The organism is Halomonas aestuarii, assembly GCF_001886615.1.
In the GTDB taxonomy this organism is placed as follows: domain Bacteria; phylum Pseudomonadota; class Gammaproteobacteria; order Pseudomonadales; family Halomonadaceae; genus Halomonas; species Halomonas aestuarii.
On the sequence record NZ_CP018139.1, the window covers coordinates 1,326,398 to 1,349,885 of the forward strand.

The 23,488-nt window shown below is 69.9% G+C and carries 26 protein-coding genes; 12 read left to right on the forward strand and 14 right to left on the reverse strand.

Annotated elements, in window-relative coordinates; genetic code table 11:
- Positions 1 to 10 precede the first annotated feature (10 nt).
- The 6 genes from aroQ to BOX17_RS06085 form a co-directional block, all read right to left on the reverse strand.
- Positions 11 to 442, reverse strand: a complete 432-nt coding sequence (gene aroQ, locus BOX17_RS06060; protein WP_071942716.1) for a type II 3-dehydroquinate dehydratase — start codon at positions 440 to 442, stop codon at positions 11 to 13.
- Positions 443 to 477: 35 nt separating this feature from the next.
- A complete protein-coding gene (glnE, locus tag BOX17_RS06065; RefSeq protein ID WP_071942718.1) occupies positions 478 to 3,459 on the reverse strand; it encodes a bifunctional [glutamate--ammonia ligase]-adenylyl-L-tyrosine phosphorylase/[glutamate--ammonia-ligase] adenylyltransferase in 2,982 nt (993 codons plus the stop codon).
- A gap of 75 nt (positions 3,460 to 3,534) precedes the next feature.
- Positions 3,535 to 3,906 (reverse strand): diacylglycerol kinase, encoded by a 372-nt coding sequence (locus tag BOX17_RS06070; protein WP_071942720.1) that lies wholly within the window; start codon positions 3,904 to 3,906, stop codon positions 3,535 to 3,537.
- 19 nt (positions 3,907 to 3,925) lie between these two features.
- A complete protein-coding gene (dacB, locus tag BOX17_RS06075) occupies positions 3,926 to 5,359 on the reverse strand; it encodes a D-alanyl-D-alanine carboxypeptidase/D-alanyl-D-alanine endopeptidase (protein WP_071942722.1) in 1,434 nt (477 codons plus the stop codon).
- 32 nt (positions 5,360 to 5,391) lie between these two features.
- Positions 5,392 to 5,721, reverse strand: a complete 330-nt coding sequence (locus BOX17_RS06080; RefSeq protein ID WP_071942724.1) for a DMT family transporter — start codon at positions 5,719 to 5,721, stop codon at positions 5,392 to 5,394.
- Positions 5,718 to 6,137 carry a PACE efflux transporter gene (locus BOX17_RS06085; RefSeq protein WP_071942726.1) on the reverse strand — a complete coding sequence of 140 codons (420 nt, stop codon included), beginning with the start codon at positions 6,135 to 6,137 and terminating at the stop codon, positions 5,718 to 5,720. The genes BOX17_RS06080 and BOX17_RS06085 overlap by 4 nt, the downstream gene beginning before the upstream one ends.
- 118 nt (positions 6,138 to 6,255) lie before the next feature.
- On the opposite strand from BOX17_RS06085, the gene BOX17_RS06090 reads away from it, so the two are divergent.
- Positions 6,256 to 7,149 carry a LysR family transcriptional regulator gene (locus tag BOX17_RS06090; protein WP_071942728.1) on the forward strand — a complete coding sequence of 298 codons (894 nt, stop codon included), beginning with the start codon at positions 6,256 to 6,258 and terminating at the stop codon, positions 7,147 to 7,149.
- A gap of 6 nt (positions 7,150 to 7,155) precedes the next feature.
- On the opposite strand, the gene trmB is transcribed toward BOX17_RS06090, so the two are convergent.
- On the reverse strand, positions 7,156 to 7,845 hold the full coding sequence (trmB, locus tag BOX17_RS06095; RefSeq protein ID WP_071942730.1) for a tRNA (guanine(46)-N(7))-methyltransferase TrmB: 690 nt from the start codon (positions 7,843 to 7,845) through the stop codon (positions 7,156 to 7,158).
- A gap of 188 nt (positions 7,846 to 8,033) precedes the next feature.
- Here trmB and BOX17_RS06100 point away from each other — a divergent pair, with 188 nt between their 5' ends.
- From BOX17_RS06100 to BOX17_RS06110, 3 genes are all read left to right on the forward strand, one after another.
- On the forward strand, positions 8,034 to 9,926 hold the full coding sequence (locus BOX17_RS06100; RefSeq protein ID WP_071946691.1) for a beta-ketoacyl synthase: 1,893 nt from the start codon (positions 8,034 to 8,036) through the stop codon (positions 9,924 to 9,926).
- Complete coding sequence (coaD, locus tag BOX17_RS06105) at positions 9,923 to 10,402, forward strand: pantetheine-phosphate adenylyltransferase (RefSeq protein ID WP_071942731.1); 480 nt, start codon at positions 9,923 to 9,925, stop codon at positions 10,400 to 10,402. Before BOX17_RS06100 ends, coaD begins: the two co-directional genes overlap by 4 nt.
- A gap of 62 nt (positions 10,403 to 10,464) precedes the next feature.
- Positions 10,465 to 10,713 carry a YfhL family 4Fe-4S dicluster ferredoxin gene (locus BOX17_RS06110; RefSeq protein WP_071942733.1) on the forward strand — a complete coding sequence of 83 codons (249 nt, stop codon included), beginning with the start codon at positions 10,465 to 10,467 and terminating at the stop codon, positions 10,711 to 10,713.
- Positions 10,714 to 10,842: 129 nt separating this feature from the next.
- Here the strand turns inward: BOX17_RS06110 and BOX17_RS06115 are convergent, their stop codons facing one another.
- Positions 10,843 to 11,166: a hypothetical protein gene (locus BOX17_RS06115; protein WP_071942734.1), complete on the reverse strand. Its 324-nt coding sequence runs from the start codon at positions 11,164 to 11,166 to the stop codon at positions 10,843 to 10,845.
- A gap of 188 nt (positions 11,167 to 11,354) precedes the next feature.
- Here BOX17_RS06115 and BOX17_RS06120 point away from each other — a divergent pair, with 188 nt between their 5' ends.
- From BOX17_RS06120 to BOX17_RS06135, 4 genes are all read left to right on the forward strand, one after another.
- Positions 11,355 to 11,981, forward strand: a complete 627-nt coding sequence (locus BOX17_RS06120) for a porin family protein (RefSeq protein WP_071942736.1) — start codon at positions 11,355 to 11,357, stop codon at positions 11,979 to 11,981.
- A gap of 112 nt (positions 11,982 to 12,093) precedes the next feature.
- Entirely contained in the window at positions 12,094 to 13,455 is a 1,362-nt protein-coding gene (locus BOX17_RS06125; protein WP_071942738.1) for an MATE family efflux transporter, read from the forward strand.
- Positions 13,456 to 13,539: 84 nt separating this feature from the next.
- Positions 13,540 to 14,850 carry a short-chain fatty acid transporter gene (locus BOX17_RS06130; RefSeq protein WP_071942740.1) on the forward strand — a complete coding sequence of 437 codons (1,311 nt, stop codon included), beginning with the start codon at positions 13,540 to 13,542 and terminating at the stop codon, positions 14,848 to 14,850.
- A gap of 95 nt (positions 14,851 to 14,945) precedes the next feature.
- On the forward strand, positions 14,946 to 15,449 hold the full coding sequence (locus BOX17_RS06135; protein ID WP_071942742.1) for an acyl-CoA thioesterase: 504 nt from the start codon (positions 14,946 to 14,948) through the stop codon (positions 15,447 to 15,449).
- Positions 15,450 to 15,576: 127 nt separating this feature from the next.
- Here the strand turns inward: BOX17_RS06135 and BOX17_RS06140 are convergent, their stop codons facing one another.
- Positions 15,577 to 15,708, reverse strand: a complete 132-nt coding sequence (locus tag BOX17_RS06140; RefSeq protein ID WP_071942744.1) for an entericidin A/B family lipoprotein — start codon at positions 15,706 to 15,708, stop codon at positions 15,577 to 15,579.
- A 98-nt stretch (positions 15,709 to 15,806) separates the two neighbouring features.
- Positions 15,807 to 16,553, reverse strand: a complete 747-nt coding sequence (locus tag BOX17_RS06145; RefSeq protein ID WP_071942746.1) for a sulfite exporter TauE/SafE family protein — start codon at positions 16,551 to 16,553, stop codon at positions 15,807 to 15,809.
- 133 nt (positions 16,554 to 16,686) lie between these two features.
- Here BOX17_RS06145 and BOX17_RS06150 point away from each other — a divergent pair, with 133 nt between their 5' ends.
- The gene (locus BOX17_RS06150; RefSeq protein WP_071942748.1) at positions 16,687 to 17,118 is read left to right on the forward strand and encodes an HIT domain-containing protein; all 432 of its coding nucleotides are present in this window, start codon (positions 16,687 to 16,689) and stop codon (positions 17,116 to 17,118) included.
- On the opposite strand, the gene BOX17_RS06155 is transcribed toward BOX17_RS06150, so the two are convergent.
- Together BOX17_RS06155 and BOX17_RS06160 are read right to left on the reverse strand one after the other, a co-directional pair.
- Complete coding sequence (locus tag BOX17_RS06155) at positions 17,107 to 17,463, reverse strand: hypothetical protein (protein WP_071942750.1); 357 nt, start codon at positions 17,461 to 17,463, stop codon at positions 17,107 to 17,109. The genes BOX17_RS06150 and BOX17_RS06155 overlap by 12 nt on opposite strands.
- Entirely contained in the window at positions 17,460 to 18,008 is a 549-nt protein-coding gene (locus BOX17_RS06160) for a hypothetical protein (RefSeq protein WP_071942752.1), read from the reverse strand. Before BOX17_RS06160 ends, BOX17_RS06155 begins: the two co-directional genes overlap by 4 nt.
- A gap of 125 nt (positions 18,009 to 18,133) precedes the next feature.
- Here BOX17_RS06160 and BOX17_RS06165 point away from each other — a divergent pair, with 125 nt between their 5' ends.
- The gene (locus BOX17_RS06165) at positions 18,134 to 19,279 is read left to right on the forward strand and encodes a glycerate kinase (protein ID WP_071942754.1); all 1,146 of its coding nucleotides are present in this window, start codon (positions 18,134 to 18,136) and stop codon (positions 19,277 to 19,279) included.
- 120 nt (positions 19,280 to 19,399) lie between these two features.
- Positions 19,400 to 19,873, forward strand: coding sequence for a Dps family protein (locus BOX17_RS06170; protein WP_071942756.1), 474 nt, complete (start codon positions 19,400 to 19,402; stop codon positions 19,871 to 19,873).
- An 85-nt stretch (positions 19,874 to 19,958) separates the two neighbouring features.
- On the opposite strand, the gene BOX17_RS06175 is transcribed toward BOX17_RS06170, so the two are convergent.
- Positions 19,959 to 21,410 (reverse strand): DNA recombination protein RmuC, encoded by a 1,452-nt coding sequence (locus BOX17_RS06175; RefSeq protein WP_071942758.1) that lies wholly within the window; start codon positions 21,408 to 21,410, stop codon positions 19,959 to 19,961.
- Between the two features lie 164 nt (positions 21,411 to 21,574).
- Here BOX17_RS06175 and BOX17_RS06180 point away from each other — a divergent pair, with 164 nt between their 5' ends.
- Positions 21,575 to 21,895 (forward strand): hypothetical protein, encoded by a 321-nt coding sequence (locus BOX17_RS06180; RefSeq protein WP_071942760.1) that lies wholly within the window; start codon positions 21,575 to 21,577, stop codon positions 21,893 to 21,895.
- A gap of 117 nt (positions 21,896 to 22,012) precedes the next feature.
- Here BOX17_RS06180 and BOX17_RS06185 read toward each other — a convergent pair whose 3' ends face one another.
- On the reverse strand, positions 22,013 to 23,476 hold the full coding sequence (locus BOX17_RS06185; protein ID WP_071942762.1) for an aminoacyl-histidine dipeptidase: 1,464 nt from the start codon (positions 23,474 to 23,476) through the stop codon (positions 22,013 to 22,015).
- Between the last annotated feature and the right edge of the window lie 12 nt (positions 23,477 to 23,488).

Consider the following 23,488-nt stretch of genomic DNA (forward strand, 5'->3'; position numbering starts at 1 on the left):
CACATCGACCCTAGCCCGCCATCACCGCGTCAAGGGCGGCCCGATACCCCTGGCTGCCGAGGCCCGCGATCACGCCGTCGGCGCGCAGCGAGACATAGGAATGGTGACGGAAGGGCTCGCGCCGGTGCACGTTGGAGAGATGCACCTCGATCACCGTGCCGTCGAAGGCGTTGAGGGCATCGAGGATCGCCACCGAGGTGTGGGTGTAGGCGGCGGGATTGATGATGATCGCCGCCGTGCCGTCCAGGCGCGCGGCCTGGATGAGGTCGATCAGCTCGCCCTCGTGGTTGCTCTGCCGGCAGGCGATCTCCCAGCCGCCCAGGGCCGCCTCCTGGTAGAGCGCGTTGTTGATGTCCTCGAGGGTCTGATGGCCATAGACCTCGGGCTGGCGGGTGCCGAGCAGGTTGAGGTTGGGGCCGTGCAGGACCAGTACCTTGTTCATGTCGTCTCGTTCCTTGATCGCTGTCGCAGTGTCAGTCAGGACGCCGGCTCGAGCAGGCGCTGCCAGAGCGCGATGACGGCGTCGCGATGTTGCTGGAAATCCGCCTTGAGCCCGCGGGCGGGCTCCCCGGTCAGGGCCGCGCGATGGGCGGCGGTGCGACAGGCGAGGTAGGCCTCGCGCAGCCGCCGGCACTCGTCGGCGGGCAGCCGCCCGGTCGCCTCGAGGGTCTCGAGGATGCGCATGTTGTCGCTGTAGGTCAGCAGGTCGGGGGTCTCGTGGCCCATGGAGAGCACCGCGAACTGGCAGAGGAACTCGATGTCGACCATCCCGCCGGGGTCGTGCTTGAGGTCGAAGTCGTCGCCCGCGCCCTTGCTGCCCAGGTGGTCGCGCATCTTGTGGCGCATCTTCACCACCTCCTCGCGCAGGGCCTCGAGGTCGCGCTCGCGCCCGAGGATCTCGCCGCGGATCTCGCCGAACCGCTCGGCCAGCCGGGAATCCCCGGCCACCACTCGGGCCCGCACCAGCGCCTGGTGCTCCCAGGTCCAGGCCTGCTCGCGCTGGTAGTCGGCGAAGGCCTCCAGGGTGGAGACCAGCAGCCCTGAGTTGCCCGAGGGACGAAGGCGCATGTCCACCTCGTAGAGGCTGCCCGCGGGGGTCACGGCGGTGAGCAGGTGGATGATCCGCTGGCCCAGCCGGGTGAAGAAGACCGCGTTGTCGATGGGCCGCTCCCCGTCGGTGGTGCCCTGCCCCGCGCCGTCATGGAGGAACACCAGGTCGAGGTCGGAGCCGTAGCCGAGCTCGATGCCGCCGAGCTTGCCGTAGCCGACGACCAGGAACTCGGCCTCGCTGCCGCAGCGCCCCTCCCCGCGACGCTCCGGGAAGCCGTGCTTGCGGGTCAGGTGCTTCCAGGCCATGGCCAGCACCGCCTCCAGGACCACCTCGGCGATGTAGGTGAGGTAGTCGCTGACCTTCATCAGGTGGCGGGTGCCGGCGATGTCGGAAGCCGCCACGTGCAGCACCTGGGCGTGCTTGAAGACCCGCAGCGCCTCCAGCGCCGCCTCCTCGTCGTCCTCGGGGATGCGCCCCAGGGCCTGGCGGAGCTCGTCGGCCAGGCGCGCCTTGTCGGCGGGGGTATAGAGGGTCTCCGGGGTCAGCAGCTCGTCGAGCAGGATGGGATGGCGGGCGAGCTGGGCGGCGATCCAGGGACTGGCGCTGCACAGCTTCATCAGGTGTTCCAGGGCATCCGGGTTCTCCCGCAGCAGCGCCAGGTAGGCGGTACGCCGCAGCACCGCCTCGATCAGCGGCAGCACCCTTTCCAGGGCGATGTCGGGGGTCTCGCTGGCGGCCACGGCATCGAGCAGCAGCGGCATCAGGGCATCGAGGCGCTCGAAGCCGATGCGCTGCATGCCCTGCACCTGGCGGGAGTGGCGCAGCGCCCGCAGCCGACGCATGGCGACCTCCGGCTCGGCCAGCCCGGCCTCCTCGAGCAGCGACGTCGCCTCGTCCTCCTCCAGCTCGCCACGCCACAGCGCTCGCCACTCCTCCAGGCCGGTGGCGCCCGAGGCCTCGACCTCGTCGGCGTTCTCCACCTCCTCCTCGGGTTCGGCGATGACGGCATCGAAGTGGCGACGCACCCGCTCCCGCACCTCGTCGAGCCGCGCCATCACCGCGGGCCAGTCCTCCATGTCCAGCGCCAGGGCGACCCGCTCCCGGTCGGTGTCGTCGGCGGGCAGTGTCTGGGTCTGGCGATCCTCCAGGGCCTGCAGCACATGCTCCAGGTCGCGCAGGAAGACGTAGTCGGGGGTGAGCTCGTCGACCACCTCGCGGGGCAGCAGGCCGAGCTCGGGCAGTCGCTCAAGCGCGGTCTTGAGGGAGGTGACCTGCAGTTCGGTGTCGCGCCCGCCGCGGATCAGCTGGAAGGCCTGGACCACGAACTCCACCTCACGGATGCCACCGGGGCCGAGCTTGATGTTGCCCTGCATGCCCTTGCGGCGGACCTCGCGGTTGATCATCGCCTTGAGCTCACGCAGCGACTCGATGGCACCGAAGTCCAGGTAGCGGCGATAGACGAAGGGACGCAGGCTGGCGAGCAGCTCCCTCCCCGCCTCCAGGTCGCCGGCCACCGGCCGCGCCTTGAGCATGGCGTAGCGCTCCCACTCGCGCCCCTGGTCCTGGTAGTAGCCGGCCAGCGAGGAGAAGGCGCCCACCAGGGGACCGCCGTCGCCCAGCGGGCGCAGCCGCATGTCGACGCGGAAGGCGAAGCCGTCGGCGGTCACGGCATCGAGGGCGGTGATCAGCCGCTGGCCGATCTTGGTGAAGTACTCCTGGTGCTCCAGGGACTTGCGCCCGTCCTCGGTCTCGCCCTTCTCGGGGAAGGCGAAGATCAGGTCGATGTCGGAGGAGAGGTTGAGCTCGCCGGCGCCCAGCTTGCCCATGCCCAGCACCACCAGCCGCTGCTCGCTGCCGTCGCGACGCAGGGCGGGCCGCCCCCAGCGTGCAGAGAAGTGGGCCTCCAGCCAGGCGAGGGCCGCCTCCAGGCAGGTCTCGGCGAGCCGCGACACGGCCGCGGCGGTCACCCACATGTCGATGCCGGGCGGGCGGGTCAGGTCTCGCCAGACGATGCCCAGCATGCGAGCGCGGCGAAAGCGGCGGATGGCGGCGTGCAGGGCCGCCTCGTCCTCGGCGGCCTCCAGCCGTTCGTCGAGCCAGCTGCGCAGCGATTCTGCGGCGGGGGTCTCGTCCAGCTCGCCGCTGGCATCCAGATGGAGCAGCCAGTCGGGATAGCGCACCAGGGTCTCGGCGGCAAAGGAGGAGATGGCCAGCACCCGGGCCAGCTGACGGCGCCGCACCTCCGACAGCGACCGCCAGTCCTCCAGCGGGGAGTCGCTGCCGGTCATGTCGGCCAGGTTGTCGGCCTGCTCCAGCGAGCTCGCCACCCGGTCGCGGGCATGCGCCAGGGGAGCCCTCAGGGGCTCGGGGATGTCATCCAGCGGCAGGAAGTCGTCGGGCAGGGCCATGGGCGTCTCGCATCCGGTTCTCGAATGCCTCCAGCATAGCGAAGCCGGCCCCGCCCCATAACCCGGCCGGGCGCCTCAACCGAGGAATTTCTCCCAGGCCAGCAGCCCCCAGGTCAGCCCGGCGATGAAGAGCGCCATCATCACCGCCGCCGAGCCGATGTCCTTGGCCCGGCCGGAGAGCTCGTGACGTTCTGGGCCGATGCGATCCACCACGCACTCGATGGCGCTGTTGACCAGCTCGACGACCAGCACTAGCAGGCAGCTGCCCGCCAGCAGGATCCATTCCACCGGGCCATCGCCGATCCAGGCGGCCAGCGGCAGCAGGAGCACGCAGATCGCGACCTCCTGGCGAAAGGCCTCCTCGTGGCGGAAGGCCGCCCTGAGCCCCATCAGCGAGTAACGCGTCGAGTGCACCAGGTGGCGCCAGCCGGTGTGTCCCGGTTTCATATCGGGCTTCCCGGGGGATTCAGTAGGCATCGATCATCTCCTCCAGGTCCGCGGCCAGCGGGTCGAGCACCTGCCGCCAGTTGAGCCACGGCGTCGTGGCGGTGCCGTTGACCAGCACGCTGAACACGCCCCACTGCCCGGACCGGGTGCGGAAGTAGCCGCCCACGGCGCGCACGGCCACCGGCCGGTTGAGGGTGCCGGTCTTGAGCATGACGTGCTGCTGAAAGGTGGGCGAGCCGCGACGAATGAAGCGCATCACCCCGTTGCCCGGCGACTGCAGGGCGGCGACGAAGCTGGGGAACAGCGCCGGACGGTGGTACATGCTCTCCAGCAGGGCATTCACGCCGGCGGCGGAGGTGCGGTTCTCGGGGGTGAGGCCGCTGCCGCTGCGCAGCGTGACGGGGCCATGCCCGGGGATGCCTGCCGCGAAGGCCTCCAGCGCCACGCCCCCCTGTTCCAGGCTGGCGCGCGCCGTCTCGACCAGGTTCAGGGCCAGCACGTCGGCCATGAAGTTGTTGGAGTAGTTGAGGGTCCTCAGCAGCAGCTCTTGCAGCGGCTCGCCCTCCACGGCGGCGAGCTCCCGGGCCGACTCGGGCGGTTCGGTGACCGCCACCGAGGCCCCCTCGCGCACCGCGATGCCCGCCTGCTCGAGCATCGCCAGCAGGGTGTCGGCACTCTGCCGCGCCGGGTCGGAACTCGCCCGGTAGACCTGTCTCGGCCGGGCATTGGTGGAGATCTGGCCGCGAATCACCATGACGTCACCGGTGTCGCGCAGCACCCGCTCGGCATTGAGCTCGGTACCGCTGTCATCCGGCTTCGTCTCGACACGGTTGTCGATGCCGACGATCGGCGCCTGGCTCGCGCAGCTGTTGATGCGGGCCGGCTCGCCGGCGGCCGCGGCGGGGGCCACGGAGACGCACCAGCTGCCGAAGTTCACCCCCGCCGAGGAGAGCAGGGCACTGTAGGCGTTGGCCACCCGGGAGTGGGCCTGGCAGCGATCGGTGGTCAGGCACTCCACCGGACCGTAGCGCCACTGGCTGACCACCAGCCGGCCGTCGACGCGTCGCACCCCGGTCTGGTGCAGTCGCTGCACCAGCCGCCAGAGGTCCTCGCTGGTCAGGGCCGGGTCGCCGCCGCCATCGAAGACCAGGTCGCCATGCAGCACCCCCTCGGCATCGGGAGCGGCCGTGCTCACCAGCCGGCTGGTGAACCGGTGCTGGGGCCCCCAGCGGTCCAGCGCCGCCGCCGCCATGTAGACCTTGGAGACCGAGGCCGGCGAGAGCTGTCGCTCGGGCTCGATGGCCCCCAGGAGCTCGCCGCTGCCGAGCAGCCGCGCCTCGGCACCGACCCGGAAGCCCTTGTCGGTCAGCTCGGCGATCCTGGAAAAGCCACTCGCCTGGGCGAGGAGCGGCAGCAGCGTCAGCAGCACGCAGAGCAGGGGGCGACGGAACATGGGACCTCCGGGAAACGGCGAAGCCACCCAGCTTAATGGGGCGAGACGGAAGAGAACACCTGAATCACCACCACGCCGCCAACGATCATGGCCAGGCCCAGCAGGGCCGGCAGGTCCGGCTTCTCGCCGTAGACCAGGATGCCCACCAGGGTCACCAGCACGATGCCGAGCCCCGCCCAGAAGGCGTAGGCGATGCCCACGGGAAGGGTGCGCAGCACCAGGGCGAGCAGGTAGAAGGCCAGCCCGTAGCCCACCATCACCGTGACGCTGGGCCAGAAGCGGGTGAAGCCTGCCGAGCTCTTCAGCGCACTGGTGGCCACCACCTCGGCGATGATGGCGAGTGCCAGGTAGAGATAGGTCATCGTCCTCCCTCCTGCGCCAGCCGTCGGCGCATCACGTGATCGAACGTCGTGTTGAACAGCAGGGCATAGATCAGGAAGAACAGCATGAAGCCGAGGTCCAGCCAGAAGGCCTCGACCAGGCCGATCCCGAGCCACCAGGCCACTACCGGCAGGGTGGCGACGAGCAGCCCCAGCTCGAAGCCGGATGCCTGGGCGATGCGCTGGGCCAGGCTGCGTCGCCGGGTCGGCACCCAGGCATCGAACAGCCGGTTCCAGACCAGGTTCCAGAGCATGGCGGCACCGGCGAGCCCCACCGCCAGCACGCCGATGGCCCCGGCATCATGGCCGCTGAGCACGCTGCTCAGGGGAATCACGATGGCCAGGCCGGTCGCCTCGAACAGCACCATGTGGGTCACGCGCTCTTTCCAGGAACGCATCATGCACCTCCTCACCTCGAACGGCCGAGGCCCGTGTCCTCGACGACGGGCCCCATTCTAGCCATGATGACGATGGAAACGAGTTGGAACCCATCAGAAAAACAGATAGGTCAGCATCATGCGCTGGAGCCTCGACCAGCTGGAGATCCTCGTCGCCTGCGCCGAGCGGGGATCCTTCTCCTCCGCGGCGCGCCACCTCGGCCGCGCCCAGTCGGCGGTCAGCACCGCCATCGCGCACCTGGAGGCCGACCTCGATTGTCCGCTGTTCGACCGCAGCGGCCGCCTGCCTCGCCTGACCCAGGCCGGCGAGGCCCTGCTGCACGAGGCCCGGGCGGTGATTCGCCAGTGCCAGCGGCTGGACGCCCGTGCCCGGGCCATCGCCCAGGGCGAGGAGGCCCGGCTGGTGCTGGCCATCGACGAGGCCCTGGTGGAGATGCCGCCGGTGGACGAGACCCTGGAGGCCCTGGCGAGGCACTACCCCGCCCTGCAGCTGACCCTGCTCTACGGCGCCCAGGGCGACATCGCCGGCTGGGTGGAGGACCGCACCGCCGACCTCGGCATCCTGCTGCGCCAGCAGGGCCAGGGACCGGTGCTGGAGGGGATCGGCATCGCGCACCTGCAGCAGGCGCTGGTGGTCGCCCGCGACCACCCCCTGGCCGCCCTTGCCTCGCCGACCGTCGGGGACCTCGCCGCCCATCGCCAGCTGATGATCGCCTCGCGCGGCGAGGACGACCGCCAGGCGCCGCTCACCGCCCAGTTCTGGCGACTCAACAGCTTCTACTCCATGGCGGAGCTCGCCACCCGCGGCCTCGGCTGGGCGCTGGTGCCGCGCCATATCGCCCACTATCCGCCCTTTCGCGACGACCTGGTGGAGCTGGCCGGCGAGGCGCTGGGCACGCCGCCGGTCATCGAGGTGGAAACGGTCTCGCGACGCGACGCCGACCGCGGGCCCATCGCCCGCTGGCTGCGCCACACCCTCGGCGAGCGCTTTCGCGACCGCCGGTGGCGCTGATGCCCCTCAGCCGGCGGGCACCAGGCCGGGGTCGTGGGGAAGCTCGACCACCAGTCGCCAGAGCGCCTGGCCGCTGGCGTGGTACTTCTGCTCGAAGGGGGTCAGGCAGGTCTCCCCCGGCACGAAGGGCTCGGCCGAGGCCGGCACCCCGGTGGCCTGGGTCACCGCCAGGGCGAACTCCTCCACGTAGATCCGCCAGTTGGAGCGCAGCTCCAGCCGACCGCCCAGCGCCAGCATCACCGGCAGCACCGGGTGGCCCTGCCAGCGCATCTTGAGATGGGCGGCCTTGGGGTAGGGATTGGGGTAGAGCAGGTAGTGGCCCGCCGGGCGCCAGTCGGCGTCCAGGGCCAGGCGCCAGAAGTCCACCAGGTCGGCGCGCACCAGCAGGGCGTTGTCCGGCAGCCGCCCGTGGTCGCGGGAGAGGCGGTCGGCACTGCGATCCACGCCGATCACCGAGGCGTCCGGGAAACGCCCGGCCAGCCGGCGGGTCGAGAGGCCCACCCCGCAGCCCGCATCCAGGATCAGGGGGCCCCCGCCACGACGCCCGAGCCAGTCGCTGGCCCCGGCGAAGGCCTCGCGGGTATGCTCGGCCAGGGGCTTGCGCAGGGGGTGCGCCAGGGCCCTGGCCACGCGGCGGGCCAGGTCCTCGTGGGGGCCGGTCTGGCGGCTGACGATGGATCGCGAACGGGCAGTCATGGCAGCGGGCTCGGCGGGAGGAGGAAGGCGTGGCATTCTACCAGCAGCGCGTCCATGGCGCAGGGGCGCCGGCATGACGCCAACGCGGGCCGGGTGCTATCATCGACGGCCTGACAATGACAATGCAGCCACGACATCAACCGCACAACGAGGAACCCGGCTTGCCACACTTACCGGTGATCGTCGGCATGGGCGGCGTGAATCCCGCCGGCCGAACCTCGGGCCACCAGGCATTTCGCCGTACCGTGCTCGATGCCCTGCCCGATGACGTTCAGGCCCGCACCCTGCTCGGCCTCGCGGCCATGATGCGCCTGGCCGACTGCCAGGCCGATGGCGCCTGGCATGACGCCGAGGGCCGCACCCTGGATGCCGCCGGGATCGTCGAGCAGACCCGCCAGCAGGTGCTCGACCACACCCTGGTACGGCGCATCGAGGATGCCCGCTTCAACGAGGAGGGCCTGCCGGCCAACCGCAAGGCGAGCCTCGCCCTCGACGCGCCGCTGACCTTTCGCATCCGCCGCCGCCAGTTGCCCGACGACCTGCCACCCACCTGGCAGGTGCGCGAGCTGGACCGCCAGAACCTGGAAGTCACCGTGCCGGCCGGCACCATGGACGTGATGCTGCCCGAGACGCGCCAGGCTCAGGTACGCGCCGCCGGCCAGCTGCCCTCGGGATTCGAGCCCAGCCGCCTCTATCGCAGCGTGCACCACCCCCGTGGCCTCGCCATGACCATCTTCGCCGCCAGCGACTGCCTGGGCGACAGCGGCCTGGAGTGGGACACCCTGCGCGACCGCCTGGACCCCGACGAGGTCGCCGTCTATGCCGGCAACTCCATCGGCCAGCTCGATGACGATGGCTGGGGCGGCCTGCTCAAGAGCTTCACCTCCGGCAAGCGCGCCACCTCCAAGCAGATGCCGCTGGGCTACGGCCAGATGCCCGCCGACTTCCTCAATGCCTACGTGCTGGGCAGCGTCGGTGGCACCGGGGCGGCGCTGGGCGCCTGCGCCAGCTTCCTCTACAACCTGCGACTGGGGGTCGACGACATCCGTGCCGGCCGCCGGCGGGTGGTGCTGGTCGGCACCGCCGACGCCCCGATCACCCCCGAGGTCATCGAGGGCTTCCGCACCATGGGGGCGCTGGCCGATGACGACGGCCTCAAGGCTCTGGATGCGCTCGAGCTGCTCACCGATGCCGACTACCAGCGCGCCTGTCGCCCCTTCGCCCGCAACTGCGGCTTCACCATGGGCGAGTCCAGCCAGTTCGTGATGCTGATGGACGACGACCTGGCCCTGGAGACCGGCGCCGACATCCTCGGCAGCGTGCCGGGCGTGTTCGTCAATGCCGACGGCTGGAAGCGCTCGATCTCCGCGCCGGGCATCGGCAACTACATCTCCCTGGCCAAGGCCGTCGCGCTGGTGCGCGACATGCTCGGCGAGAAGGCCCTGCGCGAGCGCACCTTCCTGCACGCCCATGGCACCAGCACCCCCAAGAACCGCATCACCGAATCCCATGTCTTCGACCGGGTGGCCCAGGCCCACGGCATCACCGACTGGCCGGTGGTGGCGGTCAAGGCCTACGTCGGTCACTCCCAGGGCACGGCCGCCGGCGACCAGCTGACCAGCGCCCTGAGCAGCTTCGCCCATGGCCTGCTGCCCGGCATCTTCACCCTGGATGCCGTGGCCGATGACGTCCATGCCGAGCGCCTGAGGCTGTTCCGCGACCCCCTGCCCTTCACGGCGGATGCCGCCTTCATCAACGCCAAGGGCTTCGGCGGCAACAACGCCACGGGCGTGGTGCTCTCCCCCGCGGTCACCGAGCGACTGCTCCTGCAGCGCCACGGGGAGGCCGCCATGGACGCCTGGCGGAGGCGCCGCGCCGCCACCCGCGAGGTCGCCGCGGCCTATCACCAGGCCGCCGACCTAGGCCACTTCCAGGCCCGCTACCGCTTCGGCGAGGGCGTGCTGGAGGGCCCCGAGCTCGAGGTCGGCAGGGACGAGATCCACATCCCCGGCTATGCCCGGTCGGTGTCGCTGGCCGTGGACAACCCCTTCGGGCGCCTGGAGGACGAGGACGACTCATGATCACCGCCGTCTATCCGGGCACCTTCGACCCTATCACCAACGGCCATCTCGACCTGATCGAGCGCGCCTCGAAGCTGTTCGACAAGGTGGTGGTGGCCATCGCCACAAGCCCCGGCAAGGGCCCGGCGCTGGACCTCGATACGCGCATCGCCCTGACCAGGGAGGTAGTGGCCGGTCTGGACAACGTCGAGGTGGTGGGCTTCTCGGGACTGATGACGGAGTTCATGAAGCAGCAGCAAGCACGCGTGCTGCTGCGCGGCCTGCGCGCGGTGTCCGATTTCGAGTACGAGCTGCAGCTGGCCAACATGAACCGTGCCCAGATGCCGGAGCTCGAGACGGTCTTCCTGACGCCGGAGGTCGAGAACTCCTATATCTCCTCCACGCTGGTGCGCGAGATCGCCCGCCTCGGCGGTGACGTCTCGAAGCACGTGCATCCCAGGGTCGCCGAGACGCTGAAGAGTCATTACAATACCTGACTCTGCAACTCGGAATTGAGCCCGAGACCGCTTGCCGGCCAGCGACATCCGTGAGGTACCCCATGGCCCTGATGATCACCGACGAGTGCATCAACTGCGACGTCTGCGAACCCGAATGTCCCAACGGCGCCATCTCGCCGGGGGAAGAGATCTACGTCATCGACCCCAACCTGTGCACCGAGTGCGTCGGCCACTACGACGAACCGCAATGCCAGCAGGTGTGCCCGGTGGACTGCATCCCGCTGGACCCGGGGCACAAGGAGACCCACGACGAGCTGATGGAGAAGTACCGCGTCATCACGGCGGCCTGAGCCCGCTCGCCGCCTCCCCATTCCCGACCTCCCCTCCTGCTGACCCCCCAGGCATGAATACGGCGCCCCGCTCATCGAGCGGGGCGCCGTGTCGTCGTGGGGCCGCCGGTGCGGCCTGGCGCACGTGCCCTACATCTCGTCGGCGCGCCGGCTGATCTCGCAGCCAAGGCATCGCCGGAAGGCGGCCTCGGCCGGCGTCTTGATCAGGGTCTCCGCCGCGACGTCCACGTTGCCGCCCAGGGCAGAGAACGGCAGCGACACCAGGAAGATCGCCGCGCCCCCCACCGTGGCCACCGCCAGCAGCGGCCGGGCGATGACCGCATCGGCGATCATCGCGCCACCGCTGGGCCTGACCTCCGTGCGCTCACCTTGCGCCACGGCCGGCAGGCTTCCCAGCAGCAACACCAGTGCCAGCATGGCGAATACCGTGCTCTTGCCCAATTGCTTCTTCATGTTCTCGCTCCCTGCCCTGTCGCCCATGTGATTGCCCGGCCGGCCCTAACCGGACCATGGCATGCCGTCATGTTCGCGCCTAGACTCAACTTAGTTACACCCCTTCACAGGATCTTACATCAGGGTAGTCCGCTTTCCGGGGATGCCCAAGCCGAGGGGGCCTGCCCCACCATGCAAAGGAGCGCATGATGAAACGCCTGATCGCCACCGCCGCCCTGGCCTCCCTGGTCGCCAGCCCGGCCTTTGCCCAGAGCTACCAGTACACGCCTATCGAGGGCCCCTACCTGGGTGGCGCGATCGGCCATGCCAGCCTGGACAGCGACACCCTCAACGAGTTGGAGGAGCTTGGGCTCGACACCGACGACAGCGATACCGCCTACAAGCTGTTTGCCGGCTACCGGTTCACCCCCAACTTTGCCATGGAGGCCAGCTATCTGGACTTCGGGGACTTCTCCGCCGACGCCACCTTCACGAACGGCACCGATACGGCCACGGCAGACCTCGAAGGAGGCCTCGATGGGGTGGGTCTTGCCCTGGTCGGCAAGCTGCCGATCCAGGGCGGCCTGAGCGTGCATGGCAAGCTGGGCATGATCGCCTGGGACGGGGATGTCTCGGGCACGGCCCGGTTGAATGGCGAGGTGATCTACGATGGCGCGGCAGGTGAAGACGGCACCGATCCCTTCTATGGCATCGGCGCCGAGTACGAGATCCAGCAGGTCATGATCCGTGGCGAGTACGAGCGTTACGACATCAGCGACAGCGGCGAGGACTTCGAGATCGACCTCTTCTCCGCGAGCCTGGGCTACCGCTTCTAGGGCCTGACGCACCCTCCTCGACGGCCCCGCCCATCGGCGGGGCCGTTGCGTTACGGGGCGAAACGCGCCACCCTGCCCGGCCTTTCCGCCACCGGACCGCCGTGACGCCCCCATGACCCGCCCGCCTGCCGACACGCGATCGCGCATCCTCTCGCTGGCCTGGCCGATCATCGTGTCGAACATCACCGTCCCGCTGCTCGGGCTGGTGGATACCGCCGTGGTCGGCCACCTTCCGGACTCGCGCTACCTCGCCGGGGTGACCCTGGGGGCGACGCTCTTCAGCTTCCTCTTCTGGGGCTTCGGCTTCCTGCGAATGGGCACCACCGGCCTCACCTCCCAGGCGGTGGGACGCGAGGCCGATGGCGAGGTGCGCAACCTGCTCGGCCAGTCGCTGCTGCTCGCCATGGTCATCGGCCTGGGGTTGATACTGGCCGGCGGCCCGCTGGTGGATCTGGGGCTGTGGCTGCTCGACGGCAGCGAGGTGGCCACGGAACTGGCCGCGGAGTACGCCCGCATCCGCCTGCTCTCGGCCCCGGCGGTGCTGGCCAACTATGCGATCCTCGGCTGGTTTCTCGGCCAGCAGAACTCGCGGGTGACCCTGGCCATCCTGGTGCTGACCAACGGCGTCAACATCGCCCTCGACCTGCTGTTCGTGGTGGGGCTGGGCATGACCAGCGATGGCGTCGCCTGGGCCACGGTGCTCGCCGACTACACGGCGCTGGCCTTCGGCCTCTGGCTGGTGTCGCGCCAGCTCAGGGTGCTGTCGGGATGCTTCCTGCGCCAGCGGCTGCTCCGGCTCGCCGCCTACGGCGAGCTCTTCCGGGTCAACGCCAACCTCTTCGTGCGCACCCTGGGCCTGCTGTTCGCCATGGCCTTCTTCACGTCCCGCGGCGCCGCCCAGGGCGACACGGTGCTGGCGGCCAACGCCGTGCTGCTGCAGTTCATCATGCTGACCAGCTACGCCCTGGACGGCTTCGCCCATGCCGCCGAGGCACTGGCCGGCCGCGCCGTGGGCCGGCGGCGCTTCGACGAGTTCGGACAGGTCGTCGCCGACGCCGCTCGCTTCTCGCTGGTCACGGCGGCAGGGGCCTCGCTGGCCTTCGCCCTGGGCGGCGACTGGCTGATCGCGGCACTGACCGGCCTGCCAGAGGTGCGCGCCACCGCCGGCGACTACCTGCCCTGGATGGTCGTCATGCCGCTGGTGGCCGTGTGGAGCTACCTGCTCGACGGCGTCTTCATCGGGGCCACCGCGATCCGCGAGATGCGCAACAGCATCTATGCGGGGCTCGTGGTCTACCTGCCGCTCTGGTGGCTGACCACGCCACTGGGCAACCACGGCCTGTGGCTGGCCTTCCTGGCCTTCGCCGTGGTGCGCTCGGGGGTGCTCGCGGCCTACTACCGGCACCACCGCCGCACCCGCTGGCGCCACCGGGACGCGAAGGTCTCCGTTGACGAGGAGCCCCGTCCCGGGTAGCGCAACCCTCTGAGGTTGCGCTACTTTCTCTGAGGCACGCCAACATCGACAATCGACAACTGACAACAGAAGAAGGGAACCCCCATGCTCAAGGCCCTATCGAGACCGGCCGTCAGGCTGGTCGAGAAGTACCTGCCCGACCCCTACATCTTCGTGCTGCTGCTGACGGTCATCGCCGCCGCCGCGGCCATTGCCGTGGAGCGACAGACCCCGCTGGCCGTGCTGCGGTTCTGGGGGGACGGCTTCTGGAACCTGCTGACCTTCTCGATGCAGATGCTGCTGGTGCTGGTGACCGGCTTCATGCTGGCCAGCTCCCCCCCCGTCAGCCGTCTGCTGCAGAAGCTGGCCGGCCTGGCCAACAATGCCGGCGCCGCCATCCTGCTCGTGACCCTGGTCTCGCTGGCCGCCAGCTGGATCAACTGGGGCTTCGGCCTGGTGGTCGGCGCCCTGTTCGCCAAGGAGCTGGCCCGCCAGGTGAAGGTGGACTATCGCCTGCTGGTGGCGAGCGCCTACTCCGGTTTCGTCGTCTGGCACGGCGGGCTCGCCGGCTCGATCCCGCTGACCATCGCCACCGAGGGCCATTTCACCGTCGAGCAGATCGGCGTGATCGGCACCGGCGAGACCGTCTTCTCGCTGTTCAACATCGCCATCGTGCTCTGCCTGTTCGTGGCGGTGCCCCTGGTCAACCGGATGATGCTTCCGGACGAGAAGGACAGCGTCTACATCGATTCCAAGCTGCTCGGCGAGACCGAGACGCAACGGCCGCGCATCACCCGCCCGGCGGAGCGCCTCGAGAACAGCATGACGCTGGCCTGGCTGGTCGGCATCCCCGGCCTGCTGTTCCTGTTCGACCACTTCGTGCTTCGCGGCGGCGGCCTGAACCTGAACGTGGTGAACTTCCTGTTCCTGTTCCTGGCCATCGTGCTGCATCGCACGCCCCAGAGCCTGCTCAACAGCCTGCAGGAGGCCATCAAGGGCGGCGCCGGGATCGTGATCCAGTTCCCCTTCTACGCGGGGATCATGGCGATCATGGTGCAGTCCGGGCTCGCCGAGACCCTGTCCGGTGCGCTGATCTCCTTCGCCACCGAGACCACCCTGCCCTTCTGGTCCTTCATCAGTGCCGGCGTCGTCAACATCTTCGTGCCCTCCGGTGGCGGCCAGTGGGCCGTGCAGGCCCCGGTGATGCTGCCGGCCGCCCAAGCCCTGGGCGTGGACATCCCCCGAGTGGCCATGGCCGTGGCCTGGGGCGACGCCTGGACCAACCTGCTGCAACCCTTCTGGGCCCTGCCGGTCCTCGGGATCGCCGGCCTCAAGGCCAAGGACATCATGGGCTTCTGCCTGATCCAGCTGCTCATCACCGGCATCATCATCGCCGTCGGCCTGACCTGGTTCTGACAGCGGCACGAACCGATACCCGCCCGACAACGCCTTGCTCCCCCTTTGCGGGAGCAAGGCGTTATGCTGTGGAAAACCTTCATGGGGACACTTCGATGGACGACCAGACCCTGACGGGCCAGCACGAGCTCTCGATGACCGTGCTGATGACCCCGGACATGGCCAACTTCAGCGGCAAGGTGCATGGCGGCGCCATCCTCAAGAAACTCGACGAGGTGGCCTATGCCTGCGCCAGCCGCTATGCCGGTCATTACGTGGTGACGCTGTCGGTCGACCAGGTGCTGTTCAAGCAGCCGATCCATGTCGGTGAACTGGTCACCTTCCTGGCCAGCGTCAACCACGTGGGAAGCTCCTCCATGGAGATCGGCATCAAGGTGGTCGCCGAGGATATCCGCCAGAAGATGATCCGCCACACCAACAGCTGCTACCTGACCATGGTCGCCGTGGACGACCACGGCAAGCCGGCCAGGGTGCCGCCGCTCAGGCTGGACACCCGCGTGCAGAAGCTGCGTTTCGAGAAGGCCGCCCTGCGCAAGAAGCTGCGCAAGCAGGCCGAGGAGGAGGAGCGCCTCACCCAGGCCAGGCACGAGGATCCCTGAACGGGTAGAGACGGGGAATGGAGGGGCAGAGCGACAGGCGTCGACTGCCCGACCCTGCCGGTATCGTCACACGCCGGAGCGGGACTCCGGCGCCACGTGGGAGGGGGCTTCGATCATGCCCCGGGCATCAACTGGCGGCGTCCTGCACCGCCTGACCACCCTGCTCGATGTCCTCTCCGGCGCCACGCATGGTATTGCAGCCACCGAGCAGCGACAGGGTGAACAGCGCGACCAGCACCAGTGCAAGTGTCCTTTTCATGCTCGCCTCCTCGTCCTTTCGGATATGCAGTAAGGGGATGCTACATCCTTAATTTAGCACGTGATGGCCACAGCGACAGGCCGACTGAGTCGACGCCCCTAGCCCAGCAGCAGCCGCAGGATGATCGCGGCGATGACCGCGACGGTCAGCCACTTGACGACGAAGGCCCCGCGCGGGCTCATGTTGACCTTCACCGCCAGCCAGGCCCCCAGCATGCTGCCCCCCGCCAGCACCAGGCCATAGCTCCAGCGCACCTGGTCATTGACCAGGAAGATCGCCAGGGCCGGCAGGGTATAGATCAGCACAATCAGCACCTTGAAGACGTTCACCTGGGCGAGGTCGATCTTCAGCATGCGATAGAGCACCACGATGAACAGGACGCCCACCCCGACCTGGATGAACCCGCCGTAGAGGCCGATGGCGAACATCGCCAGATAGACCGCGGGGGTGAGGCGCTCCGGGGTCAACGGGCGGGTATCCAGGCGCGGCTGGGGCAGAAGCATCAGCACCGCCGAGCACGCCATCACCGTGATCAGGATCGCCTCGAACAGCGCATCGCCGGTCTGCAGGGCCAGCCAGGCCCCCAGAAGCGAACCGACCACCGCCGGCACCGACAGCCGCAGCGAGAGGCCCACGTGACGGGCGCCGGCACGGAAGAAGCTGGTCACCGCCGAGATGCTCTGCAGGGCAATGGAGACCCGGTTGGTGCCGTTGGCGGCCTGGGGCGGCAGTCCCAGGAACATCAGCAGCGGCAGCGTCAACATCGACCCCCCGGCGGAGAGCACGTTGATGAAGCCGGCCAGGGTCCCGATGGTCAGCAGGGCGAGTGCCTCGAGCAAGGTCATGCGGCATCCGTGAGTGGTGAGCGAAGGGCGCCCAGCATACCGACCTCGCCCCACCGGGGGAATCTGTCCGCTCCCCGCAGGGCTGTGCCATGATGGGCTGGACAGGGACCCCAATGCCGAAAGGAGACGCGCGATGCAGGATTTCGAGCCCGATGGCCGCCTGGTGGCGGACACCTACCCGGTCACCGAGCTACCGCTGTGTCAGCTGCGGCTGATGGATGATGCGCGCTTTCCCTGGCTGGTGCTGGTGCCCCGTCGCCAGGCGATCAGCGAGGTGTTCGAGCTCGAGGCCTCGGCCCAGCAGCAGCTGTGGCGGGAGGCCACGGAGGTGGGCAGGGCCCTGCTCGAGGTCATGGAGGGCGACAAGCTCAACATCGCCAGCCTGGGCAACGTGGTCGCCCAGCTGCACGTGCATGTCATCGTGCGCCGCCGCGAGGATGCCGCCTGGCCGGCGCCGGTCTGGGGCCACGGCAGGGCCGAGCCCTACGACCCGGACGGCCTCGCCGACATGCGTGACACGGTGCTGGCCGTGCTGGAGGGACTGGACCTGGCGTCAGGGGAGTAGCCCCAGGCGTGACTGGAGGTCGGTCAGCAGGGGGTCCAGCACGGTGGGCGGCAATGCCCGCCCGCCCCGCGTGGCGATGAAGGCGACCCGGCTGTCGTCACCCTGGCCCGTCACCCGCAGGGAGACGGCATAGCCCGGCATCCGGGCCAGCACGGCATCCAGCCGCCCCAGTTCGCCATCGGCATGACGGATCACGTACCCGCGCTCCATCAGCAGGTGCATGGCCTTGCGCAGCGTCTCCCCGGGAGACGCGGCCAGTTGCAGCTCGTGAGGCTGCGGCGGGGCCGGCGTGGCGCAGCCGGCAAGCCACCCGGCCAGCAGCAGGATCAGGATCGAGCGCTTCATGGGGCCTCCCCTGTCGGTACGGCCTCGATGGCGTGGCGGAGGTCTCGGCAGAAGCCGGCGTCGCTGGCGCTGCGCGACTCGCGCAGGTCACCCCGCCAGTCGATCATGCGAATGTCACGGGCCACCTGCAGCTGCCCCTGGTCGAGCATCACCGAGACCCGCTCGACCCGGGTAGCCTCGTCGACGCCCACCCCGAAGCCCGTGCCGAGCCCGATCATCACACCGGAGGACACATGACCGCCGCTGCCCCCCAGCACGAAGCCGCCGAAGTGCGGCAGGCGATCGACGCCGTTGTCGTGGTAGATAGTGGTCCTGGCGCGCTCGGCACTGACCAGCCCCAGCGGGACATCGGTGTGGCGCACCAGGAAGCCTTCCGCCTCCAGGGCGGTGACCACCCGGTCCAGGCTGTCGCCCGGCCCGGCGGACCAGCGGCATTCGGCGGACGGGGCGGGCTCGGCCACGGGCAACGTCGTCGGCGTCACCTGGCAACCGGCCAGCACCCCCGTCAGCCCCCCGGTCAGCAACAACAGCAGCCATGCTCGCATGGGGCAATCTCCATCAGCGGTTACCGTCATTCTAGGCCGGAAGCCGACGGTGATGAAGCGCCGGGGTTCTGTCCGGGCCTCGCGGCCGCTAAGCTGGAAACCCCTTCCACACGACGAGACAGGCCATGAAGATCCTGATCTGCCCGGACAGCTTCAAGGATGCCCTGCCCGCGGCCGATGCCGCCCGGGCCATCGCCCGCGGGGCCCGTCGCGCCGGCGGCAGCCTGGAACTCCGGGAATGCCCGCTGGCCGACGGCGGCGAGGGCAGCCTCGATGCCCTGCTGGCCGCCACCGGCGCCGAGCGCCGCACTGCCCGCGTCCACGACGCCCTGGGACGCCCGACCCGGGCCGACTGGGGCTGGCACGCCAGGAGCCGCACCGCCTACGTGGAACTGGCCGAGGCCAGCGGCCTGCAGCAGCTCACGCCCAATGAGCGCACCGCCCTGCACAGCACCACCCTGGGCGTCGGCGAGCTGATCCGCGAGGCGCTGGACGCCGGGGCCGAGCACCTGCTGCTGACCCTCGGGGGCAGCGCCACCAACGATGGCGGGGCGGGGATGCTGGCCGCCCTGGGGGCCCGGCTGCGCGACGCCGAGGGCCGCGAGCTGGCCCAGGGCGGCGCCGCCCTGGCCGGGCTTGCCGAGCTCGACCTGTCCGGCCTCGACCCGCGCCTGGCGGGGCTGCGGGTCGAGGCCGCCGTGGACGTTGATAACCCGCTGCTGGGCGAGCGCGGCGCCAGCGCGGTCTTCGGCCCCCAGAAGGGCGCCACGCCGGAGGATGTCGACCGCCTGGACGTGGCGCTGGCTCGCCTGGCCGATGTCACCGCCGAGGCGCTGGGCGAGGATCATCGCGAGCTGCCGGGGGCGGGGGCCGCGGGCGGCATGGGCTTCGCTGCCCGGGCCTTCCTGGGCGCCGGGCTGCGCCCCGGCATCGAGCTGGTGATGGCCCAGGCCGAGGTCGAGACGCTGATGGCGGACGCCGACCTGGTGATCACCGGCGAGGGCCAGCTCGACGGCCAGAGCCTGTCCGGCAAGACGCCGGTCGGGGTGTCACGGGCCGCGCGCCGGCACGGCGTGCCGGTGGTCATCCTGGCCGGACGCCTGGCGCCGGGCTGGCAGGCCGCCTTCGACGAGGGGGTCACCGCGGCCTTCGCCCTGGCCGACGGTCCCATGGCCCTCGACGAGGCCCTGGCGCGCTGCGCCGACCTGCTGGCCGATCGCACCGAGAGCCTGGTGCGATGCTGGCTCGCCGCGGCCGGCGGCCGGCCTTGAACTTCGCCTCTGGCGCCCGCAGGACATCGACACTGGCTATGGTGGCCATGGAGAAAATTGGCTTAGCCGCGTCCACCGGGCCGCCGTATCATGAGCAGACCGCGATCAAGGAGGCATTGCATGAGCGATACCAACACCATCGGCCTGCACGAGGCCAGCGCCAGCCAGCTGGCCGAGAAGCTCAACGAGCTGCTGGCCAACTACCAGATCCTCTACATGAACGTGCGCGGCTATCACTGGAACGTGAAGGGGCGGCAGTTCTTCCAGCTCCACGAGAAGTTCGAGGAGTTCTACACCGACCTGCTGGTCAAGGTCGACGAGGTCGCCGAGCGCATCCTGACCCTGGGCCACACCCCGGTGCATGCCTACAGCGACTACGTGAAGCTCTCCCGCATCGAGGAGGACAAGGACGTGCATGACGGCGAGGCCTGCGTGCGCGGCGTGCTCGTGGGCTACCAGACCCTGATCGAGCTGCAGCGCGAGCTGCTCTCCCTGGCCTCCGACGCCGACGACGAGGGCACCGCCGCCCAGGCCGGCGACTACATCCGCGAACAGGAAAAGACCGTGTGGATGCTGGGCGCCTACCTCGGCTGATCGCCCCCGGCATCGCCGGGGAGCCTGCACGCACGACGCCGCCTACGGGCGGCGTCGTCGTGTGGGGCCCTGACGCTGGGCGGCCTCAGCCGCGCCCCGACGCCGGCTCCTCCCTGTCTTTCACCCCTTCGCCTGCCGCGTCGTCGCCTGTTGCTTCGTCGCCGCCGGCGGCCCGCACCAGCTCCGTCGGCAGCGGCTTCTTCATGCGCACCCCCAGCCGCTGCAGCTCAGTGGCCTGGGCCACCAGGCTGCCCTGGCCGCTGGAGAGCCGACCCATGGCCCGGCGATGGCTGTCGCTCGCCCGCTCCAGGTGACGCCCCACGTCCTCGAGGCTCTCGACGAAGCCACCGAACTTGGCCAGCAGCTTCTCGGCCCGGTCGCCGATGAGGCGCGCGTTCTCGTTCTGTCGCTCCAGGCTCCACAGGCCCGCCACGGTACGCAGGCTCGCCAGCAGGGTGGTCGGGGTGACCACCACCACCTGGCGGTCGAAGGCCTCCTGAAAGAGCGTGGGGTCGCGCTCGAAGGCCGCGGCGAAGGCCGGCTCCACCGGCACGAAGAGGAACACGAAGTCCGGCGAGTGGAGCCCCGGCAGGGCCGGGTAGTCCTTGCCCGCGAGGCCGGCCACATGGCTGCGCAGCGACTGCAGGTGAGCCTTCATGGCCGCCTCGCGCTCGCCCTCCTCCTCGGCGTTGACCACCCGGGTCCAGGCGACCAGCGACACCTTGGCATCGACGATCAGGTGACGGTCGTCGGGCAGGTAGATCACCGCATCGGGACGCTGGCGCCCCTGCTCGCCCTGGAGGGAGACCTCGCGGCGGTACTCGATGTCCCGGCGCAGGCCGCTGCGCTCGAGCACCGTCTCCAGCATCAGCTCTCCCCAGTGGCCCTGGGCCTTCTGGTCCCCCTTGAGCGCCCGGGCGAGGCCCGCGGCCTCCTCGCCGAGGCGCGCGTTGAGCCCGGCGAGCTGCTCGAGCTGGGCCTTGAGGGAGCCGCTGTCCCGGCTCTGCTGGCCGTGGAGCTCCTCGACCCGTCGGCGGAACTGGTCGACCTGCTCGCGGAACGGGCGCAGCGTCGCCTCGAGGCCGTCGCGGCTCTGCGCCGAGAAGGCCTGCTGACGCTCCTCGAAGATGCGACCGGCCAGCTGGCGGAACTCCTCCTTGAGCCGCTCCCGGGCCTCCTCCAGCAGGGCCAGCTGCTCGCGATGACGCAGCGCCATCTGCTCGCGCTCGGTCTCCAGCCGGGCGGACCGCTCACGCTGCTCGGCCAGCCGGTCGCGCGTCCCGGCGAGCTCAGTCTCGAGGGCCGCCAGGCGCTCGCGGCTGGCGTCCAGCTGGGCGTCGCTCTGGGAGAGCTCCTGCTCCAGCCGGCGCACGGCGGCCTCGAGATCGGGGCGCTCCTGTTCCAGGGCGTGCCGTCGTGCCTCGGCGGTCGCCAGCCGCTGCCGCCAGCGCAGCGCCATGGCCACCACCACCGCCAGCAGCCCCGCCAGCCCCCACGACACCCAGGCCGGAGCGGCCCCCTGCAGCAGTTCGTTCATGGCAGCCTCGAATGTGGAGAGAATCGGGAAAAGCCTGACATATCAGCGAACAGTGTTCGAGTACCGTCGAGCGCTGTTTATACTTCGGGTCAGGGAACACGAGGGGTGCACCGGGACACCGCCACATCACGCGTCATCCACGTCACGTCTGAGAGAGAACCCCCATGAAACGACTCCTGATCGCCGCCTCGATCGCGGTCCTGACCCTGGCGATGAGCGTGCCGGCCATGGCCGACCGCGACCGCCACCACGGCGCTTCGTCGCACGACTACGCCCACGACCGGCACCATGATCGTGGCAAGCACCACAGGAAGCATCATCACAAGCGTCACCACAAGGCCCATCGCCGGGTGGTGGAGCATCACTATTACGGCCGGGATTACGACCGTCGATCGCGTCATCGCGACGACCGCCGCCATAGCAGCGACATCCCGCTGGTCACGGTGGATGGCTATCCCGTGGTCAGGATCCAGGTCAACCACTGATCCCTTGCCGCCGCCGCCCGGTGCGGTGGCGGCGGCGCACTGCCATCGGGACGCCTCGCCGAGCGGCGAGGCGTCCCCGGCCAGGTCCTCCGCTTGATCGGTGACCAGGTCCTCACCTTATTCGGTGGCCAGATCCTCCACCAGTGCGCGCAGCAGCGTCCAGAACTCCTCCACCGAGTCCAGCTCCACCCGCTCGTCCGGCGAATGGGCGCCGCGGATCAGCGGCCCGAAGGAGATCATGTCCAGTTGCGGATACTTGCCGCCCAGGATGCCGCACTCCAGGCCGGCATGGATCACCTTCACCTCCGGGTCGCTCCCCAGCCGCTCCTGATGCAGGCGACGGAAGCGCGCCAGCAGGGGGCTGTCCGGGTTCGGCGTCCACCCCGGGTAGGCGTTCTCGACCCGGGTCTCGGCCCCGATCAGCTCGAACAGCGCCCGGAAGCGGTCGGCGATGTCCGCCGTGGCGCTGTCACGCAGCGAGCGCACCAGGGCACAGAGGTGGAAGCGGCCCACCTCCAGGCTGACCACCCCCAGGTTGTTGGAGGTCTCCACCACGCCGGGCACCTCGACGCTCATCCTCTCGACGCCGTAGGGCGCCGCGTGCAGGGCGCGGACCAGCCGCTGGCTGGCCTGGACCGTCAGGGCCTCCGCCGGTGCCTCTTCCCGGGGCTCCAGGGCCAGGGAGAGTCCCTCGTCGACGCCGGCCAGCTCGGTGCGCAGCTCGGTTTCCAGCGACGCCACCCGTGCCCAGGCCTGCTCCAGGACGTCATCCGGCAGGAGCAGGGTGGCGAAGGCCTCCCGCGGCAGGGCATTGCGCAGGGTGCCGCCATGGTAGTCGACCAGTCGCGCCCCGAGGGGCTCCAGGGCGCGCAGCACCCTCACCAGCAGCCGGTTGGCATTGCCTCGCCCCTTGTGGATGTCGATGCCGGAGTGGCCGCCGGAGAGCCCCGTGAGCGACAGCGTCAGCGCCTGCTCCCCGGTCGCCGGCGGCGCGGTGGGCAGCTGGGCGTCCACGTTGACGTCGGCCCCGCCGGCACAGCCGATGTAGACCTGGCCGCGATCCTCGGAGTCCAGGTTGAGCAGCACGCGCCCCTCCAGCCAGCCCTCGGCCAGGTGGAGGGCGCCGCCCATGGAGGACTCCTCCTCCAGGGTGAAGAGCGCCTCCAGCGGACCGTGGACCAGGGCGTCGTCCTCGAGTATCGCCAGCGCCGCCGCCACGCCGAGGCCGTTGTCCGCGCCGAGGGTGGTGTGGCGGGCGTGCAGCCAGCCGTCGTCACCCACCCGGGTCTCGATGGGATCGCGGGTGAAGTCGTGGGGATGGTCGGCGTTGGCCTGGGCCACCATGTCCAGGTGGCCCTGCAGGATCACCCCGGGCGCCTGCTCGTGGCCCGGCGTGGCGGGCTTGCGGAGCCGCAGGTTGCCGAAGGCGTCGCGGTCATGGGCCAGGCCCTGGCCGTCGGCCCATCGCTCCAGGGTCGCCACCAGGGCGGCCTCGTGCCCGGAGGGGCGGGGCGTGTTGCAGAGGGTGCGGAAATGGCGCCACAGGGGCCGGGGGGAGAGCTGTTCGAGATGTGCGTTCATGGGGGCTCTGTC